This is a genomic window from Curtobacterium sp. MCBA15_016, assembly GCF_001865105.1.
Taxonomy (GTDB): domain Bacteria; phylum Actinomycetota; class Actinomycetes; order Actinomycetales; family Microbacteriaceae; genus Curtobacterium.
The window spans coordinates 16,040-33,672 of record NZ_MJGR01000067.1 but is presented as its reverse complement, the minus strand read 5'-3'; the positions used below and the strand labels follow the sequence as shown (position 1 = coordinate 33,672).

Below are 17,633 nucleotides of genomic sequence, written 5' to 3'. Positions count from 1 at the left end.
GCGCAGATGTTTCGGCCGGCCTTGGGCCGCGGCCGCTCGACCCCGTCGGGACGTCAGCTCGGCCGAGAACCGCGGCTTCGCGCGGCGTCGAGACTTCCGGTCTCGAACGTCTCTCGACTCGCGTCGCTCTTCCGCACAACCCGCCGATCCGTAGTCAGGAGTGACGTTGCCGCAACCGTTCGACCCTGAGAAGTTGAAGCAGGGACTGGCCCAAGCCCTCGACGACGTGAGTCGATCCACTCGCGAGACATCCGGTCGGCTCCTTGGGCGAGCCCGGTCCTTCCGAGAAGCTGCCGAAGACCTGCTCGACGGCCAGACAGACTCTGAGCAAGACCCGTACGAGCAAGCCGTCGTGGACTACAACGCCGCGCACACGTCGATGACGGACAGGGGTTTCGCACTCCTCCGGCAGCGCGAGCGCTCCGCGGATCTCCTGGAGCACGTCGAGTACCTCATCAACAGCATCGCCAACACCCCACGGGCCTTCGAGAAGGCCTTCGAAGCCATCGAGTTGAACCGGACCGCATTTCTCGAAGCCGAGGAGTTCGCACGGAGGGACCTCGAAGCGGCGCGGGCGTCAGCGTTCGGGGCTGGCGCGGGCATCACCGCTGGCGCAGCTCTGGCGAGTCTGGCACCCACGGCCGCCATGTGGGCAGCGACCACGTTCGGAGCAGCTTCGACTGGGACGGCGATCTCGACCCTGTCGGGTGCTGCTGCCACCAACGCTGCCCTCGCCTGGCTCGGCGGCGGCGCCCTCGCAGCAGGCGGAGGCGGCACGGCGATGGGCGGTGCCCTCCTCGCACTCGCGGGGCCGATCGGCTGGACAGTGGCGGGGGCCGCTCTGCTCACGTCGATCGTGCTGTTCACCAAGAAGAGGTTCGAGACCCGAGAGGCGAAGCACGATGCGCTCCTCGGGGTCCGGGAGAACACCGGCGCCGTGAAAGCGCTCGACACGCAGATCGAAGCACTCCTCGGACAGAGCACGTCGCTTCGCGAACTCCTGCTGAAGAACTACGAGCAGTCCATCGGGACGTTCTCGCAGGATTTCGACGCACTCTCCGACGCCGAGCAGTCCCAGCTGGCGTCTCTGGTCAACACGGCGAGTGCCTGCGCGATCCTCCTGGGCAGACGTATCGTCCCGGGGACCGCTCGTGACTGACTCGCCGAGAATCGCGAAGAGCAGCCAAGAACAGGCTGTCGCTGCGTGGGTAAACCATTTGAACGCACTGCGACTCGACGCGCTCTTCGAAAAGCTGAAAGACCACGGCGACAACCTCGCGGATGCGCTCGCAACAGTCGATGTTGCGCTGCGGAGGATCGACCTCGAGGTCGTTGCCCGGAACCGCGGCGGTGACAAGGGCATGCACGGCTTCATCGCCGAGGTCGCGGAGGTCGGGGTCAGCAACGCTCGAGCGCGTATCGCTGGCGACGACGTTCCCTACGCGTGGGTCAATGACAACGGCCCGGTCGATCTTCTCCGACGTGGTGTGGAGATCCAGCAGAAGTTCGTTGCCGCCGGTGGCCGGCTCGGTCTCGGAGCGATCAGCGCGCACCTCGACAAGTACCCCGACTTCGTCAAGAACGGAGGCAAGTACCAAGTACCGGCGGATCACTACGAGTTGATCCGGAGGTTGCACGACATGCCTTCTGCTGAAGCGGGGAAGCTCGCAGCAGCTTCGGGGGAAGGACCGTCGTACAAGGACTGGCAACGAGTTCAGGACTTCTTTGGAACGAACGGAGTGAGCATCGATTCCGTCGAGGCGTCCACGCTTGACTACGCCGACGTTCAGCGTAGAGCGTACGGCTCGACGCTCGAGCGCGAGAAGCACGGCCTCCGGGAGACGAGCAGGGCCAAGCGTGATGAGGCAATGCTCGCTGCGAGAGCATCGCTCCGCGAGGGGGCGAAGGCGACAGTCGTCGCAGGAGCGGTCGAAGGGGGTACCAGCTTCGTCGTTGCAGTCATCGCGAAGCGTCGGGCTGGGACCCAGCTCAAGGACTTCACCTCAGCCGATTGGACGGAGGTGCTCGGGGAGGCGGGCCTCGGCACCGTGAAGGGCGGCGTACGAGGCGCGAGCATCTACACCCTGAGCAACCTCACCACGACCCCCGCCGCTGTTGCGAGCTCCATCTTCACGGCCGGTCTCGGCGTCGCAGAACTAGCGAACAGATACCGAAGGGGTGAACTCTCGGAACTCGACTTCATCGAAGGCGCCGAACTCGTCAGCTTGGAAGCGGCGATCAGCGCGATCTCGTCACTAGTCGGTCAAGCGATCATCCCGATCCCGGTGCTCGGAGCCGTCATTGGCAACACGGTGGGAACCGTCATGTACCGAACGGCGTCCGATGGCCTCGCGCGGCGGGAGGCAACGTTGCTGCAACAGTTTGCGGACGAGCAACAGGAAGTCGACGCGCGCTTGACGCGCGAGCAGGAGCGGCTCGTCGAGGAGATCAGGATCGCGACGTCGACCTACATGGAAGTTCTCGATCGTGCATTCTCGTCTGACGTCGAGATCGCCCTCCAGGGATCGATCGCACTCGCGGTTCACGTCGGAGTTGCGCCAGCGGAGGTATTGGACTCTGTCGAGAAGACGGCAACGTACTTCCTCCGGTGAACATTCTTGACGAAGGCCCCGCCGAAACGAGTCCATGCGTCGAACCAGCGACGGATGAGCTGCCCGCGACGGAGCATAAACGCTAGGAGCGCGGACACTGACCTGTCTACTTGGGATAACACGGGCAGAAGCGCTATAGGTTGAACCGCAGCGAATCAGGACCCGATCGTTCGTGTACCGAGATATCAGCCGGGCGCGTCGAGGTTTTCGAACGCCCAGACCATGGTCTGCGACACGTCCCGGCCGGCGGCGGCGACCTGGCGGACGAGCACCGCCGAGGAGTTCGTGTGCTCGACGCGCCGCCCGAGCTCGTGCGTCTCTGCACTCGCGAGCTCGCGCGCCCAGATGATGTCGTACGTCCGCGAGTCGAAGAGGACGAACAGCGCGATGTCGAAGTCCCATGACCGGAACGCTGAGAACTGTTGCGATCGCCGGTCGGAGGGGTCGACGAGGCGGGCCTTGACCTGAATCCGCTTGCCGTCATCAGACAGCAGGTCGTAGCTCTTCTCCGAGTTCGGAGCGAGTACTCCACCGTAGGCGCGGAGCGCGATCGTCTCGGCGAGGTCGCCGAGCGGCGCGTTCCGCGTCCGCACAAGCCCGCGCCGGAGAAGCTCGTCGACCACTGCAACCGATGCGGCGAGCAACTGCCGAATCGACAGAGCGGTGGGATCGAACGGCAGGACGGGCGGCTTCACGGTTGCACTGTACGGCCGGCACTATCGGGCGGAGGTCTCGACCGGCTTCAGCCGGAAGAGGCACTGGGTCGGATTGTAGGCACCGACCGTCGCCGTCACGCCGAGGTTCGTGCCCTCGCCGATCGTGTCCGGCACGTCGCCCGTGTAGTGCATGTCGAACGTCGTGTTGACGTCCTCGAACTGGAACGACGGCCCGCGGTTCGACGTCGTGCTGTAGTCGCCGGCGCCGATGAGCATGTCGTAGCGCGTGGCGTAGCTGCCGTGGTTGTTCATCTTCAGGATCGAACCGTCGAACGCGATCGTGCGTCCTTCGTACTGCTTCGCAAAGGCGTCGATCGAAGGGTCGCAGTAGTCGCCGAGCTGCAGCAACGTGGCGAGCTCCGGCGAGTTCGCTGCCGTGAGGACGGCAGGCTCGGCCTTAGCATCCGACGTTGACGTGGCGGACGGCTCCGGCGCCTGAACGCGAGATCCGGCCGTCGCGCTGGCGGAGGGCGGGTCCGCCATGGCGTCACTGCCACCATTGCTGTCGTCACCGAACACTCCGGTCGCACCGAGGACGATCACCACGACGAGCGCCGCCGCGACTCCCCCGCCGATCGCGATGGCTTTCCGGGGCAGCTTCCGCACCGGGCGCCGAAGGGAGAGCTCGGACTGCAGCCGGCCGTGCTTCTGCGAGACGACCTCCCATCCGTCCTGCTCCCAACGTGCCGCCGTGCGCGCTTCCATGCCACGGACGCACTTGACCGTGCGTGTCTCGTACCGAAGTGCCTCGTCGGTCATGCGTTCCCCGTTCCGATCCGTCGCCGATGTTCGCGACCGCCGAAGCCTATTGGGAGCGATACGGACGACCGATACCGAGATGCCCGTCCGGGTAGGAAGTGCGCCTTCCGTTCGGGATCGCGCATCAGCGGTGCGCTTGACTGTCGAGAGCCTCGAGTACCGCTTCGGCAGTTGGCCCGTCAGTGAAGGCGATCACGTAGGTTCGCCCGTCTTGCATCACGAATCGCACAGCTGCGTCGCCGCCGACTGAGTAGAGACGACCTCGGCTCGCTCTCGCCGATCCCTTGATCCCCCACCCGCCGTACTCGGCGTACGCGTCGATCTGGACGAGATCCGCCGTCTGGATGTCTCGACGAACCAGGCGCGTTCTCCAGAACGGTGCCAAACCGACCGTGACGTGGTCGGGTGAGCACGTCACGAACGCGGCGGTCCTGGCTGCAGATGACGTCGCCCACGCCAGACCACCGCTGACGGCTACGAGCACCACGATCGACGGGAGGTCGAACTGTCTGCGCGCGGCCTCGGCGACAGCAACCACGACGACCGGGGCGAGCACGATCACCGTCGCGAAGAACGCTCCGCGACCCGCGAAGCTGCGGAAGGAGCGGAAGGAGCGGTCAACCGCTGACATGCTCAGCCCCCTGTGCGCGTCCGAGGCGCCAATGGATGACTTGCGCGAGACTCGTGGCTTCGTGGGGCCGCACGAGGAGCAGGATGTCCGCGGCGATCATGATCATCGAGAAGCTCCAGAGTCCCATGAGGCAAGCGATCGCGAGGTGGAACACCACGGCGAGGAGCAGGAACAGTCTCCTCGCCCGCTGCGGCAGGAAGACGGCAGCGACCAACGCGAGCTGCAGTGCGAGCGTTCCGTAGGTCAACACGACCGTGAACGGCAACCACGCCAGAGCAGATCGAACGACATCACCGATCGGGGCGGGTGGAGCGAACACCGGGTTCTGCATCCAGTACCACAGCGCAGTGCCGTCGGACCACTCGAGTACCGCGAACTTCGCGACGCTCGCTTGGAAGTACACGCCCATCATCTGCAGCACCCACAACCCGACAGCGGCGTAGGCGATGCTCGCGACCCACGGGCTGCGACGCCCGTACCTGCTGTCCCGCGACCAGTGCCAACGGCGCCGATCGAGCAGCAGGATCGGAATGAGGATGAGCGTCAGGTTCGCAGCGAGATGCTCGCCACCGTCGACGGCGGTGCTCGAGGACATCAGGCTCCACGTCACCCACCAGTGCGGAAGAGCGGTGACCGCCGGGAGGATCCCCGTGATCACGAGCGCGAGCACGACCACCGCAATCCACCTCGCCGGTTCGAGCTGCCCGTTCGAGGACCCGATGCAGAACAGGGACATCCACGAGGTCGCATTCGCACAGTTCGTGCCGCTGGGGAACGTGGTGCTCCGGAAGAAGAGCTGATCGGTCGGCGTGAGCACGAGCGTCAGCAGCGCTGCCGCCGCGAGGATCGAACGGACGAGTCCCAACACCGGAGAGAACGGGCTGACGGCGGCGATGTACCGTGCCCAGGCGGTGCGTCGACTGCGATCTGCGCGTCGGCACGCTCCCGCGATCGTCGTGGCCGTCATGCGGCATCGCCGAGATGGTGGCACCGGACATCTGCACGGATGGCCTTCGTCGGAGCGTCGTACTCGAGGCCGGCGAAGTCGATCGAGATCGGACTGATGTCGAGCAGGAGTACCTCGCCACAGAGCCGGAGGTCGTAACCGTCGGCGGTCCACCGCTGCACCCCTCGCTCCGACTCGGCTCGCCTCGCACAATCTGTGGCGGAACTTCCGGTGCAGTCGGACCAGAGATCGTCGATGTCCGTTCCACCGACGATCTGCGAGACGTCGTACTCGTCCAGTCGCGACGCGCGATCGAAGCCGAATGCGTTCTCGAGGGTGGCGTTCGGTCCTCGGGAGACCGGCTGCCATCGACCCGTCTCCGCGCGGGCCCATGCCTGCGTGATCGGCTCGCGCGGGTCACGTGTGAAGAAGCCCCACCCTTGCGGCGCGACCTCGCCGACGATCTGGAGTCCGTCCGAGACAAGGCCGGTTGCGTGCGTCTTCACGGGAAGAGATGCGAAGCCGACCGTGGCCACGACGGCGACCGCCGCCGCGGCCACGGTCATCGTGGTGACGCGGGAACTCACGACGGCAGCGCCTGGCCGACGCGCGTCGCGTTCGCCAGGAACTTCTCGTGCTTCACTCGCTCGGTACCCGTGTCGGCCCCTCGTCCACAGCCGACCCAGGCACCGCACCAGGCGTACACGGACACGAGCACCGCTGCCGCAGCCGTGATCGCGGCGGCATTGTGGACAGCCGCTCCGGCGTACACCGCGAACGCCACCGCCGCGACGCACGCTGCCACGGCGCCACACATCGGTACGACCACGCTCGAGCTGTACTTCTGCGCTGCTGCCTCGAGTTCCTCCGCCGAGTAGGTCTCTTCGACGTACGACTCGAAGGCATTGCCGAGCGCGTGGAATCCGTCTTCGACCGTGTTCACCGAGCCCGAGCGGATGTCGTCGACTGCCTGCTCGACGGCAGAGGCTCGGGACGCGACGAGACCGTCACGTGCGTCACGCGCGTAGCTCTCGATGCGCCGGAGTTCGTCTCCGGAGAACACCGTGTCGATGCTCGTACCGAGTTGCTGAGCGACCGGCCCGACACCGAAGAGCGCGCCGTCGATGAGCAACAGGTCTTGATCAGAGAGGCCACTCTGCCCAGTCGGCTGATTGGTTTCGCGTTCCGTGGCCACGGCCGGCGGCGCGACGACCAGCGCCGCGACCAACGAACCGACGACGGCCAGCCCGACCGCGCCGGAACGCGCTCCGCGAAATGAGATCGTGATCATGATTCCCTCCCGGCGGAGCAACTGCGCTCCACTCACAGAGGGACGGTACTGATACTTCACTCACCCGGCAAGTGATATTCACATTTCTACACGCTCGGCCGAGGCATCACCACGTCAACACGAACCTTCCCCGCGTCCCCCCAGCCTCGAGCCGCTCATGCGCCTCCCCAGCCCGCGAGGCCGGCAACACCTCCGCAACCCGCGGCGTCACCGTCCCACTCTCCACCGCATGCCGCAGCTGCTCGAGCTTGTCGAACGACCGGTACTCCGCGAACACGGCGATCTGCTCGAACCGGATCCCCCGAGCCCCGTTCCCTTCCCACCCCCGCACGTCGAGGAACACTCCCCCGTCGCGCACGGCATCGACCACCGAAGCCCGCTGCACCGCGGCATCGGCGAGCGCATCGACCCCGTCCGGCACGAGCGCACGCACCGCAGCAGCGAACCCGTCTCCACGCTCCACGATGTGCGACGGCCCGAGCGACCGGACCAGCGCTTCGTCCGCAGGAGCAGCATCCGCGATGACGGTGAGCCCCGCAGCGACTGCGAGCTGCACGACGTAGTTCCCGAGCAACCCCGCAGCCCCGGTCACGGCGAGCGTCTGCCCCGGAGCGAGCCCCGCCCGCGAGAGGATCTGCAACGCCGTCAGCCCGTTCATCGGCACGGTGGACGCGAGCGGAAGAGACGTCCCCCGAGGGATCCGCGTGAACGACCCGACCGGCGCGACGAGCTCCTCGACGTACGCACCCCCGTGGGCGCTGAGCGGCAGCGCGATCGCCATGACCTCGTCGCCGACCTCCCACCCGGAGACGTCCGGCCCGACCTCGTCGATGACACCGGCGGCGTCCATCCCCGGCACGTACGGCGGCGACGCCTGCGAGCTGTCCCGCTGACCGGCGCGCACACCGGTGTCGGTCGGGTTCACGGCGAACGCCTGCACCCGGATCCGCACGGACCCCGCACCGGCGTGCGGCTCCGGCACCTCGTGGACGGCGAGGGCCTCCGGCCCTCCGAACTGTTCGACTCCTACGACCTTCACCGTTCCGGTCTACCGGACGTCGCTCAGCCGTACCCAGCGAGCGGGCCGGTGGCGTTGGTCGGGACGCACAATCCGTCGGACTGGAGGCGCGGATCACCACCGATCCGCGCCTCCAGTCCGGCACTGGGCCGGCTACACGGCGGGGGCGAGCGCCAGCTGCTCGCGCGCCACCACGGCGTCGGCGGCCGGGGGCCGGCCGTACGCCTCGCGGTAGTCCCGCGAGAAGTGGGAGGCGCTGCGGTAGCCGACGGCGGCCGCGGCGCGGGCGGCGGTGTCGGCGTGCAGGACCATGCGGCGGCGCGCCTCCCCGAGTCGGGTCCGCTTGAGGTACTGCGCGGGTGACATGCCGGTGGCCTGCTTGAAGCGGGCGAAGAGGGTGCTCTCGCTGACCCGGAGTTCGCGGGCGAGGCGCTCCATCGACCACGGTTCGTCCATCCGCCCGGTCAGGAGTGCGGTCGCTTCCGTGACCAGTCCGGCGTCGGCTCCGGCTCGGTCGAGCGCGGCGGTGATGCGCGGCGCCTGCGCGGTCTGCAGCAGGCGGAGGACGATCTCGCGCGAGACGAGGGGGAACAGGACGGGGATGTCCTCGGGGGCGTCGAGCAGCGCGAGCAGGCGGCTGACGGCATCGGCGAGCGGGGCCGTCCACGTGCCGAGTCGCGGCAGGTCCGTGCGGCTCGTGCTGGTCGTGCTCGACATCGACGCCACGACCTCGCCGACGACGACCGGGTCGAGCTTCCAGACCGCCGAGACGAAGCCGTCGCTCCCTGCCGTGTCGATCACCCCGGCGACCACGGGCAGGTCCACCGGCGTGATGATGAACCGCTCGCGGCCCCAGACCTGGTCGTCGTCCCCGACGATCGAACGCTTCCGGCCGCGGAGGACGACGGACAACGACGGGACGTACCGCCGGTCGAAGAGTCCGGTCGGCTCGTGGACGCGGGAGACGGTCAGGCCCAGTGCTTCGGCCCGCTGCACCGAGGCGGGACGGGCGACGGTCTCGACGGTGGCCGCCCGGTCGAGCACGGCGGCGTGCCGCGAGGCCACCTCCGCCGCGCGGTCGAGGTGCTGCGCCGTGCGATCGTCCACGTGCCCACGCTACGCAGTTCTCCTGGCGCCGAAGAAGTCGTGCGGGATCCGGCAAGGTTCCCGCTGGATCCGGCAAGGTGCGGGTCTGCCCGGGGATCGAGCATCGATGCATGACCACTGCACTCCTTGACGAGACCACCTTCCGCACTGCCCTCGTGACCGGCGCCTCGAGCGGCATCGGTGAGGCCATCGCCCGCGAGCTCGCGGCCGCCGGCATGACCGTCGCGGTGCACGGCCGCGACGCCGCCCGCACGCGTGCTGTCGCCGACGACATCGAGCGCCGGGGTGGCCGGGCCCTCCCGATCGTGGCGGACCTGTCCGCGGGTGCTCCCGACGTCCGGGCGTTCGCCGCCGCGGCCCGGGAGCTGCTCGGCGGTCACGTCGACGTCCTCGTGAACAACGCCGGCGTCTACCCCGGCGGTCCGACGGAGTCCCTGTCCGACGACACCGTCGACGCGCTGCTCGCGACGAACATCCGCGCACCGCACGTCCTCGTGGCGGCGCTCGCCCCGGGGATGGCCGCGCGCGGGTCCGGCGTCGTCGTGAACATCGGCTCGTGGATGGCCCGGGTCGGGGTGCCGTTCATGGCGCTCTACCCGGCGACGAAGGCCGCGGTCGAGCAGCTGACCCGGGCGTGGGCGGCCGAGTACGGGCAGCGCGGGGTGCGGGTCGTGACGGTCGCACCGGGTGCGACGGCAACGCCGGGGAACGCGGACTCGGCGGACGTGCTCGCGGCGATGACGCAGGGGACGCCCGCGGGGGTACCGGTGCAGCCGGTCGACATCGCCCGCGCCGTCCGGTGGGTGGCGTCGGACGAGGCGGCGTTCGTGAACGGCGGGACGCTCGACGTCGACGGTGGGATCGCGTCCACGCGCCTGCGCTGAGGGCACATCGCTGCCCGTCAGGGTGCCCCGGACGGGATGCAGTCGCTCTCGACGAGGAGCACGTTGTCGGTCCTGAGCCACGAGATCGTGGCGTCGGCGGAGCAGACGCTGAGGTCGAGGCGGCCGTTCCGCTCATGGAACCCGGTGTGGTCGCCCTCGGCCGTCCACGCCGTCCGCAGGGTCTCCGCGGTGCTCGGGCGGTCGACCTGGTCCCCGAGCCGGAGGCGCTCGTGGAAGGCCCGACAGGCGTTGCCTGCAGCGGTGGTGCCGCTCGTGGACCAGGTGGTCGTCCGCACCGTGCTCGGCGCCACTTCGAGCAGCTGCAGCGCATCGTCGACGTACTCCTGCATCTCCTGGCCCGCTTCCTCGGCCGATCCGGGCCCGTAGCCCGAGTCCAGGTCGTCGAGTTCCTCCTGCCGCTGCTGCTGTGCGTACCTATCGGCATCGCGGGCAGCGCGCGGGAGGATCTCGAACGACGGGACGATGACGAGCAGCACGACGGCGAGCAAGCCGACGCCCGCCACCACCGTCGCTCCCGACGCAGCGACCTCCAGGACGCGGGCACGGAGCGCTCGTATCCCGGCGATCAGCGCTGGGACGGTGGCGAGCAGGCCGATGACAATCGCCACGATCTGCGGTCCGGCCGCAGCCCCGCCGTCGCTCGTCGATCGCCACGCGGAGCTGATCTGCACCACGAACGACAGGAAGAGTGCGATCAGGACTCCGATCGGCGCGACGACGATCCCGAAGATCAGCCGGTTGCGCCGGAGCCGCAGGTCGTCAGCCGTCGCGCTCTCCCCGGCGGTGGACTCGGGTTCCCCGGCCGTCACCGGTAGTCGTCCGGGTCGCCGAGGACGCAGCGCGAGTCCACGTTGACGTGCGCGCGGACCTTGGTGGCTGCCATCGAAGCACGGGGCTTGCCGTCGGCTCGCGCCACCACGGCGTAGACCTGACCGGTCTCCGGGTCCATCTCCGTCTGTGTCTTCGACAACTCGTAGCCCTCGCGCTCCCAGTGCTCACCTGCCTGTGCCACGAGCGTCCCGGGATCGTCCGGCGCGTCCACCTCGACGTAGTACCCGAACTGCACGGCCCGCGCCCCGTCGATCCGGCAGTCGTACGCGGCCGCCTTCGGCACCTCCTGCGGCCACGTGTCCGGGGCCAGCGCGAGCACCGACCGGAATTCGATGATCGCTTGCGATTGTGCCTCTTCGATGGTCATGGCGTGTCCCGCTCCTGTCATCCCGCACCCCGAGAGCACGAGGGTGGTCGCAGCGGCCAGCGCGGCGACCGCCGTGGTCTTACGCACGCTGATCGGCATCGGGTTCACCGTAGCGTCGCCTTCGCCGTCTCGATCAACGTGTTCGTGTCGAGGTCGAGGTAGCCGTGATCTGCGTCCTCGGCACCGTTCGGGTTCACGTACAGGTCATGCACGTTGACGTCGGACGTTCCCTCGACATGCGAGGCGTCGATCTCGGTCGCGCCGAACGGCTTGAAGGTCGGGTCGATGCGCTCGGGGTAGCTCAGGACCTGTCCGATGTGGGCCACGTTGAACCGTTCTTCGGCCTGCGCCGCGTACATGTGCTCGGCGTGGATCGCCCCCGCGTTCGGGATGTGCCCGGGGATGCCCGCGGATCCCAGGGTGACGAAGCTGTTCACACCCAGATCGGCGTGGTCGTGCAGAGTGATCGACGCCGTCGTCGATCCGTACGAGTGCGCGACCACGTTGAGGTGCGCGTCCGGTCGGGTCGCACGGAACCCACCGAGATCCGCTGCCAGACGGTCGGCACCTGCGTTGGCGTGAGCCAGACCGAACACGCCGAGATCGCCGGTCGTCAGTGCGTTCCGCGGCGCCTCGTACCCGATCCACGTGACCATCGCGGTGTTGCGCCCCCTCTCGGAAAGCCGCTGCACCCCGACCACGTTCGCACCGGCTCTCATCAGCAGGGTCGTGTCCTGGAGTGTGGTGCCCATACCGGGCACGAGGTAGCTGACGTTGGCCGCCGTGTCGAGGTCGCCCATCGACACCGCTCCGAGGGGAGGCTGCCCGTCGAGGAACGACACGAACTGCCGGGGCATACCGTCCACACCACGGAGGCTCGTCCGCGAGGCCGCCAAGAAGTTCTGGAGTGCTGCGAGCCGCTCCGTGGCGGCGTCGAGCTCCTGCTGTGCCGCACGCCGAGCGCTCGGTCCCGCGGCGCGCAGCGCCTTCCGCGCCGCGTCCACGTCGTCCTGCGCCCGCGCGGACGCCCGCTGCGCGCTCAACCGGTTCGCCTGGTCCCGCGCCCAGTACGGCACGCCGTCCAGGTTCCCGATCACCGCCGGCAATGCCGTGATGAGCGCGTCCTGCGCCGCCGAGTGCTCCCCCGCGGTCCCCCGGCCACCGAGCCCGTCCCACCACGCCTGCACGGTCTCGGGCGGCATCCCGGCGAGCCGATCACCGACCGACGGGTCCTGCGCCGCCAGGACCTCGGGCGGCATCGCAGCGACGGCGACGAGGAAGTCGGCGTCGCTCATCCTGCCGAGCGCCCCCGAGTACGAGGGCGCCACGCCGAGCACGTCGGTGTCGGACAGCCCGGCCGACGCCGCACGGTCCGCGATGGCCCGTCGTTCGACGAGCGCGTCCCATTCCGCCTGCAGTCGCGACGCCGTCGCCGCGAGGTCGTCCGCGTCGGACCGCAGCCGTCGGGCCTGTCGTCCGTCGGCCTCGGTGGCGTCCTGGCCTGCCGCGGCCACCACCGCGGCCGAGAGCGACACGGTGTTCGCAGCGACTTCCACGGCGTTCGTCAACTGTGCCGCACGGATCCGCTCCGCCTCGTCCCGGATCGCCCGTACGTCGTCGGCGTAGGTGTCGAGCACGTCGATCGCGACGTCGAGCCGGCCGATGATGCGTCGAGCCGCGCGCGGGACGGTGCCGACAGTGACGGAGAAGCGATCCTTCGAGGCGCCCCTCCAGTCGTCCGCATCCTCCGCGGCGCGGGCGACGCCGTGGGCTCCGGCGCTGAGGTCGTCCTGGTGGCTGGCGAGGCCACTCGAGAGCTTCGCGACGGCACCGGGGTCGCAGGCGAACGGGTCGGCGGTCATCCCTTGCCGCCGACCTTGCCCGCCAGCTCGGCGTCGGCGTCCTGCACGAGCGACTTCGTGTCGTGCGCGTACTGCGCGAGCGTTCGGCTCGCGTCCGCCAGCCATCCGGCCGAGCGTTCCTGTGATGCACGGAAGACCGTGAAGGCGTCGGTGACCTCGTCCGCGCCGAACGCTCCGCCGTCGGTGGGCACCGAGGCGTTGGCGAACAACTCCTGCGCTGCGTCCAGCGCGTCGCGCACGCCGTCGAGCGTGGCGTACGAGACCCGTAGATCAGCCATCGTCTCCCCCGTCCGTCGCAACGCCCTCCGTCACGATCCCACCGGCAACATATCAGTATCGGAACCTCGGACGAGTCACTGTGCACAGATCGGTGCCCGTCGGCGGCGCTCCGGTATCCCCCGATCGGAGGATGTGGGTCGAGCCACCCGGCCGAGCCGCCACCGGGCACGACCGGCCAGGCTGGACCCATGCCCGACACCCCCGCCATCGAGGTCCACCACCTCACGAAGCAGTACGCCACCGGCAAGCGCGCCGTGGACGACGTCTCCTTCGACATCCCCCGCGGCGAGACCTTCGCGCTCCTCGGCCCGAACGGCGCCGGCAAGACCACCACGGTCGAGATCCTCGAGGGCTACCGCACCCGCACCGACGGCGACGTCCGGGTGCTCGGCCACGACCCCGCCCGCACGAGCCGTAGCCACAACGCACGTATCGGGATCGTCCTGCAGACCAGCGCCGAGTCCCCCAATGTCACCGTCGCGGAACAGCTCCGGCACTTCACGACCTTGTACCCGCGGCACCGCAGCGTCGAAGAGCTCCTCGAGAAGACCGGGCTCGAGTCGCAGCGCAACACCCGCATCAGCAGACTGAGCGGCGGCCAGCGTCGCCGCGTCGACGTCGCCCTCGGCATCATCGGCCGCCCCGAGGTCCTCTTCCTCGACGAGCCCACGACCGGCTTCGACCCGGAGGCCCGGCGCCGCTTCTGGGACCTCATCGACGAGGTCAAGCGCGAGGGCACGACGATCCTCCTCACCACGCACTACCTCGACGAGGCCGCACACCTCGCCGACCGGGCAGCGGTCATCGCCGACGGCCGGCTGCTCGACATCGCCCCGATCGACGAGATCGGCGGTGCCGAGGCCCGCACCCCACGCGTCAGGTGGCGTGACGACGTCGGCGAACCCCACGAACGGCGCACGAACGAACCGACCGCCCTGATCCGGAGCACCCCGGAACCCATGCACGACCTCGAAGTCATCCGCCCGTCCCTCGAGGACGTCTACCTCGGAATGGTCGGCCACCGATGAGCACCGCGACGACGAACACGACCACCACGAACGCCGCCACGATCGGCGCGCACCGCATCGGCTACGAACTCCGCTCCTACTTCCGAGCCCCTGACGCCGTCTTCTTCACCTTCCTCTTCCCCATCGTGATGCTGGCGCTCTTCTCGGTCGCGTTCAGCAGCGCGCCGGACATCCAGGCGGGACCGAACGTCAGCGTGGACTACGCCACGTACTACCTGCCCGGCCTGGTCGCGACGGGCATCCTGCTGTCCGGCACGCAGTCCCTCGGCGTCGACATCGCGGGCGAACGCAGCGACGGCACGCTGAAGCGTCTGGGCGGCACACCCCTGCCGGTGGTGAGCTACTTCATCGGCAAGATCGGCATGGTCCTCGTCACGACGGTCGTGCAGACCGCTCTGCTGCTGGCGATCGCGAGCCTCGTCTTCGGCGTGGACCTGCCCACCGACGGCGGCGCGTGGGCGCACTTCGCGGGCATCATGCTCCTCGGGGTCGCGACGAGCTGCGTCCTCGGCATCGCGATCTCGGCGCTCCCCCGCGAGGGCCGCCGCGCCACCGCCACGATCGTCCCCATCGTCCTGGTCCTCCAGTTCATCTCCGGCGTCTACCTCCCCTTCACGCAGCTCCCCGACTGGCTGCAGAACGTCGCGTCCGTCTTCCCCCTGCGGTGGATGGCGTCCGGCATGCGGTCGGTCTTCCTGCCCGACGCGTTCGCGTCCGCCGAGCCAGGAGGCGCGTGGCACCTCGGCCTCGGAGCCCTCGTCCTGACAGCGTGGCTGGTCGTGGGCGCGGTGGCCTGCCTGTTGACGTTCCGGTGGAATCGCAAGGACGCGTGATCCGGCCTGTGGAAAACCGCTCGGCGGCACCCGGGCGATGGGATGCTGAGGCCATGGACCGCATCACGGTGCACCGCAACTGGGGCCTGCACGTGGCGTTCGGCGTCACGATCGCCCTCGTCGCGGTGATCACCGTGCTCGGGTGGTCCCCGTGGGCGGACCGCTGGCCGGCGTTCGCGATGCTCGGTGTCCTCGCCGTCGCCTACGCGGCGTACGGGTGGCGCGGCTACGAGGTCCCCCGCGCGGCCGCCGGCTTCGTCCCGCTGCTGGTGCTCGCGGCGCTCGTGCTCCCCGCGGTCGTCCCGAGCACCGCCCTCGTGCAGTGCATCCTCTTCCCCGTCGCGTGGTGCCAGATCGACCGGACACGGACGGCGGTGGTGGTCTCGGTCGCGATCGGCCTCGCCGCGGGGATCGGGCTCCAGATCGCGAGCGGCCCGGACAGCCTCGTCAGCACGGTCCTCATCGAGGGCGTCAGCATCGCGGGTGCCTGCGCGCTCGGACTCTGGATCACCCGGATCGCCGAGCTCTCCGACGAACGACGGCGCCTGCTCGACGAACTCCGTGCGACCCAGGACTCCCTCGCCGAGGCCCACCGCAGCGCCGGCGTGACGAGCGAACGCGAACGCCTCGCCCGCGAGATCCACGACACCGTCGCACAGAACCTCGCCGGCATCGTCATGCTCACCGAACGTGCCCGCGGGGACCTCGCGGCCGAACGCGTCGACCGACTCGACGAGCGGCTCACCATCCTCGAGGAGTCAGCGCGCGCAGCGCTCGAAGAGTCCCGCACCCTCGTCGCGGCGGGTGCTGCCGGAGTGGCGGGCGACGGACTCGGCGCCGCCCTGCACCGCCTCGGAGAGCGGTTCACGCGCGAGACCGGCGTGCCGGTCACGGTCGAGGCAGCGGACTGCGCGCTGGACCGCGACGCGCAGGTGGTGCTGCTCCGCGCCGCCCAGGAGGCACTGGCCAACGTCCGCGCTCACGCCCACGCCGCCACGGCGCGGGTCGCACTGCACGTGGCAGCCGATCAGGTCGGCCTCCGGGTCTCGGACGACGGCGTCGGCTTCGACGCGTCCCTCCAGACCGCCGGCCACGGGTTGCGGGGCCTGCGCGAGCGGCTCGCCCTCGCCGGCGGCACCTGCGCGATCACGAGCGACGCCGGACGTGGCACCGTCGTCGAGGTGACGCTGCCCGCCGGGGCCGAGCCGCGCCTGCCGGCAGTCGACGCACCACTGACGGAGGTGCACCGGTGATCCGCGTCGTCGTGGCGGACGACCACCCCATCGTCCGCGCCGGCATCGTCGCGCTGCTCCAGGACGCCGACGACGTCGAGGTGGTCGGGCAGGCGAGCGACGGCGAGGCGGCGGTCGCGATCACGCTCGCCGAACGACCCGACGTCGTCCTCATGGACCTCCGCATGCCCGGCCTCGACGGCGACGACGCCACCGCGCGGATCCTCGCGCGCGAGCCGAACGTCCGCGTGCTCATCCTCACGACCTACGAGTCGGACGACCAGATCCTCGCCGCGATCGAGGCCGGTGCCGCGGGGTACCTGCTCAAGGCGGCCCCGGAGTCGGAGATCCTCGCGGGCCTCCGCGCGACGGCACGCGGTGGGACGGCACTCGCACCCTCGGCCGCAGCTGCCCTCGTCCGCCGGGCGACCGGCAAGCCCACGACCGGGCCGACACTGTCACCGCGCGAGCTCGATGTCCTGCAGCTCGTCGCGCAGGGCAACTCGAACCCGGCGATCGGCCGCACGCTCTTCCTCAGCGAGACCACCGTCAAGACGCACCTCGGGCACGTGTTCGAGAAGCTGGGCGTGAACGACCGGACGCGCGCGGTGACCCGAGCGATGGAGCTCGGCCTCCTCCGCTGACCCCGCCCCGACGGTCCCGCGGTCGCCCAGGAGCTCGCCGCCCTCCGACGACGGGGACGAACCGTCATCGACGGCGTCCACCAGGAGTCACCGCGGGAGCACTGGCAGTTCCGGCTCGACATCGACGAGGCCCGGCAGACGTGGACGCTCGAGACGGTGGCCGGCACCGTCGTGCGGATGGCCGTTCCCGAACTGATGCTCCGCTGGGGTCGGGCACGCCGTCCTGGTCACGTTCGAGCACCGTGGGGACCCGGCGGTCCGCACGACCCTGGTGGTCGGCGAGCGCGACGGCGTCGCCCGCCGGTCCCTGGGGTACGGAGCGGCCACGATCGTCACCGGTGTGCGAGCCGCCGAGCCCGACGAGGTCCTGCCACCGGCGTCCTTCGAGCCCCTGACGGACTGGATCCGCCCGGACTCCTGAGCGCGTGACCGTTCCGGTTCGCGATCCTCGGGGATCCCGAACCAGAACGGTCAGAGGCGAGCACACGATCCCGTCCGCGCCGCACCGAACCGCACCGCACCGCACCGCGCGCCCACCTCCGCCCCACCGGACGGGAGGGCGCGGCGCCTGC

Annotated in this window: 20 protein-coding genes; 8 read left to right on the top strand and 12 right to left on the bottom strand. The window is 69.5% G+C overall.

Features of this window, described 5'->3' with window-relative positions; all coding sequences use genetic code 11:
• The first annotated feature begins 166 nt into the window (after nucleotides 1-166).
• Nucleotides 167-1,159: a hypothetical protein gene (locus tag BIV03_RS17760; RefSeq protein ID WP_071296684.1), complete on the top strand. Its 993-nt coding sequence runs from the start codon at nucleotides 167-169 to the stop codon at nucleotides 1,157-1,159.
• A complete protein-coding gene (locus BIV03_RS17755) occupies nucleotides 1,152-2,612 on the top strand; it encodes a hypothetical protein (RefSeq protein WP_071296629.1) in 1,461 nt (486 codons plus the stop codon). The genes BIV03_RS17760 and BIV03_RS17755 overlap by 8 nt, the downstream gene beginning before the upstream one ends.
• Before the next feature lie 185 nt (nucleotides 2,613-2,797).
• Here BIV03_RS17755 and BIV03_RS17750 read toward each other — a convergent pair whose 3' ends face one another.
• The 8 genes from BIV03_RS17750 to BIV03_RS17715 form a co-directional block, all read right to left on the bottom strand.
• Nucleotides 2,798-3,307: a hypothetical protein gene (locus BIV03_RS17750; RefSeq protein WP_071296628.1), complete on the bottom strand. Its 510-nt coding sequence runs from the start codon at nucleotides 3,305-3,307 to the stop codon at nucleotides 2,798-2,800.
• A gap of 21 nt (nucleotides 3,308-3,328) precedes the next feature.
• Complete coding sequence (locus tag BIV03_RS17745; protein ID WP_071296627.1) at nucleotides 3,329-4,087, bottom strand: DUF4839 domain-containing protein; 759 nt, start codon at nucleotides 4,085-4,087, stop codon at nucleotides 3,329-3,331.
• A gap of 124 nt (nucleotides 4,088-4,211) precedes the next feature.
• Nucleotides 4,212-4,718: a hypothetical protein gene (locus tag BIV03_RS17740; protein WP_071296626.1), complete on the bottom strand. Its 507-nt coding sequence runs from the start codon at nucleotides 4,716-4,718 to the stop codon at nucleotides 4,212-4,214.
• The gene (locus BIV03_RS17735; RefSeq protein ID WP_139202077.1) at nucleotides 4,705-5,685 is read right to left on the bottom strand and encodes a sporulation-delaying protein SdpB family protein; all 981 of its coding nucleotides are present in this window, start codon (nucleotides 5,683-5,685) and stop codon (nucleotides 4,705-4,707) included. Before BIV03_RS17735 ends, BIV03_RS17740 begins: the two co-directional genes overlap by 14 nt.
• Nucleotides 5,682-6,251 (bottom strand): SdpA family antimicrobial peptide system protein, encoded by a 570-nt coding sequence (locus tag BIV03_RS19325; RefSeq protein ID WP_071296624.1) that lies wholly within the window; start codon nucleotides 6,249-6,251, stop codon nucleotides 5,682-5,684. The genes BIV03_RS17735 and BIV03_RS19325 overlap by 4 nt, the downstream gene beginning before the upstream one ends.
• A complete protein-coding gene (locus BIV03_RS17725) occupies nucleotides 6,248-6,991 on the bottom strand; it encodes a hypothetical protein (protein WP_175475972.1) in 744 nt (247 codons plus the stop codon). The genes BIV03_RS19325 and BIV03_RS17725 overlap by 4 nt, the downstream gene beginning before the upstream one ends.
• Before the next feature lie 70 nt (nucleotides 6,992-7,061).
• Nucleotides 7,062-7,994 carry an NADP-dependent oxidoreductase gene (locus BIV03_RS17720; RefSeq protein WP_071296622.1) on the bottom strand — a complete coding sequence of 311 codons (933 nt, stop codon included), beginning with the start codon at nucleotides 7,992-7,994 and terminating at the stop codon, nucleotides 7,062-7,064.
• Nucleotides 7,995-8,126: 132 nt separating this feature from the next.
• The gene (locus tag BIV03_RS17715; RefSeq protein ID WP_071296621.1) at nucleotides 8,127-9,080 is read right to left on the bottom strand and encodes an AraC family transcriptional regulator N-terminal domain-containing protein; all 954 of its coding nucleotides are present in this window, start codon (nucleotides 9,078-9,080) and stop codon (nucleotides 8,127-8,129) included.
• Nucleotides 9,081-9,190: 110 nt separating this feature from the next.
• Here BIV03_RS17715 and BIV03_RS17710 point away from each other — a divergent pair, with 110 nt between their 5' ends.
• A complete protein-coding gene (locus BIV03_RS17710; RefSeq protein WP_071296620.1) occupies nucleotides 9,191-9,964 on the top strand; it encodes an SDR family NAD(P)-dependent oxidoreductase in 774 nt (257 codons plus the stop codon).
• A gap of 17 nt (nucleotides 9,965-9,981) precedes the next feature.
• Here BIV03_RS17710 and BIV03_RS17705 read toward each other — a convergent pair whose 3' ends face one another.
• Genes BIV03_RS17705 through BIV03_RS17690 form a run of 4 tightly spaced genes read right to left on the bottom strand, consistent with a single transcriptional unit; the run spans nucleotide 9,982 to nucleotide 13,323 of the window.
• A complete protein-coding gene (locus BIV03_RS17705; RefSeq protein ID WP_071296619.1) occupies nucleotides 9,982-10,794 on the bottom strand; it encodes a hypothetical protein in 813 nt (270 codons plus the stop codon).
• Complete coding sequence (locus BIV03_RS17700) at nucleotides 10,791-11,282, bottom strand: hypothetical protein (RefSeq protein WP_139202076.1); 492 nt, start codon at nucleotides 11,280-11,282, stop codon at nucleotides 10,791-10,793. The genes BIV03_RS17705 and BIV03_RS17700 overlap by 4 nt, the downstream gene beginning before the upstream one ends.
• A gap of 5 nt (nucleotides 11,283-11,287) precedes the next feature.
• Entirely contained in the window at nucleotides 11,288-13,045 is a 1,758-nt protein-coding gene (locus tag BIV03_RS17695) for an alpha/beta hydrolase (protein WP_071296617.1), read from the bottom strand.
• The gene (locus tag BIV03_RS17690) at nucleotides 13,042-13,323 is read right to left on the bottom strand and encodes a hypothetical protein (RefSeq protein ID WP_071296616.1); all 282 of its coding nucleotides are present in this window, start codon (nucleotides 13,321-13,323) and stop codon (nucleotides 13,042-13,044) included. Before BIV03_RS17690 ends, BIV03_RS17695 begins: the two co-directional genes overlap by 4 nt.
• A 189-nt stretch (nucleotides 13,324-13,512) precedes the next feature.
• Between BIV03_RS17690 and BIV03_RS17685 the strand changes: the two genes are divergently transcribed.
• The 5 genes from BIV03_RS17685 to BIV03_RS19970 all read left to right on the top strand — a co-directional run bounded on the left by BIV03_RS17685 (nucleotide 13,513) and on the right by BIV03_RS19970 (nucleotide 17,482).
• On the top strand, nucleotides 13,513-14,352 hold the full coding sequence (locus BIV03_RS17685; protein WP_071296615.1) for an ABC transporter ATP-binding protein: 840 nt from the start codon (nucleotides 13,513-13,515) through the stop codon (nucleotides 14,350-14,352).
• Entirely contained in the window at nucleotides 14,349-15,185 is an 837-nt protein-coding gene (locus BIV03_RS17680) for an ABC transporter permease (protein ID WP_071296614.1), read from the top strand. The genes BIV03_RS17685 and BIV03_RS17680 overlap by 4 nt, the downstream gene beginning before the upstream one ends.
• A gap of 53 nt (nucleotides 15,186-15,238) precedes the next feature.
• Nucleotides 15,239-16,438: a sensor histidine kinase gene (locus tag BIV03_RS17675; RefSeq protein WP_071296613.1), complete on the top strand. Its 1,200-nt coding sequence runs from the start codon at nucleotides 15,239-15,241 to the stop codon at nucleotides 16,436-16,438.
• A complete protein-coding gene (locus tag BIV03_RS17670) occupies nucleotides 16,435-17,061 on the top strand; it encodes a response regulator transcription factor (RefSeq protein WP_071296612.1) in 627 nt (208 codons plus the stop codon). The genes BIV03_RS17675 and BIV03_RS17670 overlap by 4 nt, the downstream gene beginning before the upstream one ends.
• A 271-nt stretch (nucleotides 17,062-17,332) precedes the next feature.
• Nucleotides 17,333-17,482, top strand: coding sequence for a hypothetical protein (locus BIV03_RS19970; RefSeq protein ID WP_175475970.1), 150 nt, complete (start codon nucleotides 17,333-17,335; stop codon nucleotides 17,480-17,482).
• The last annotated feature ends 151 nt before the right edge of the window (nucleotides 17,483-17,633 follow it).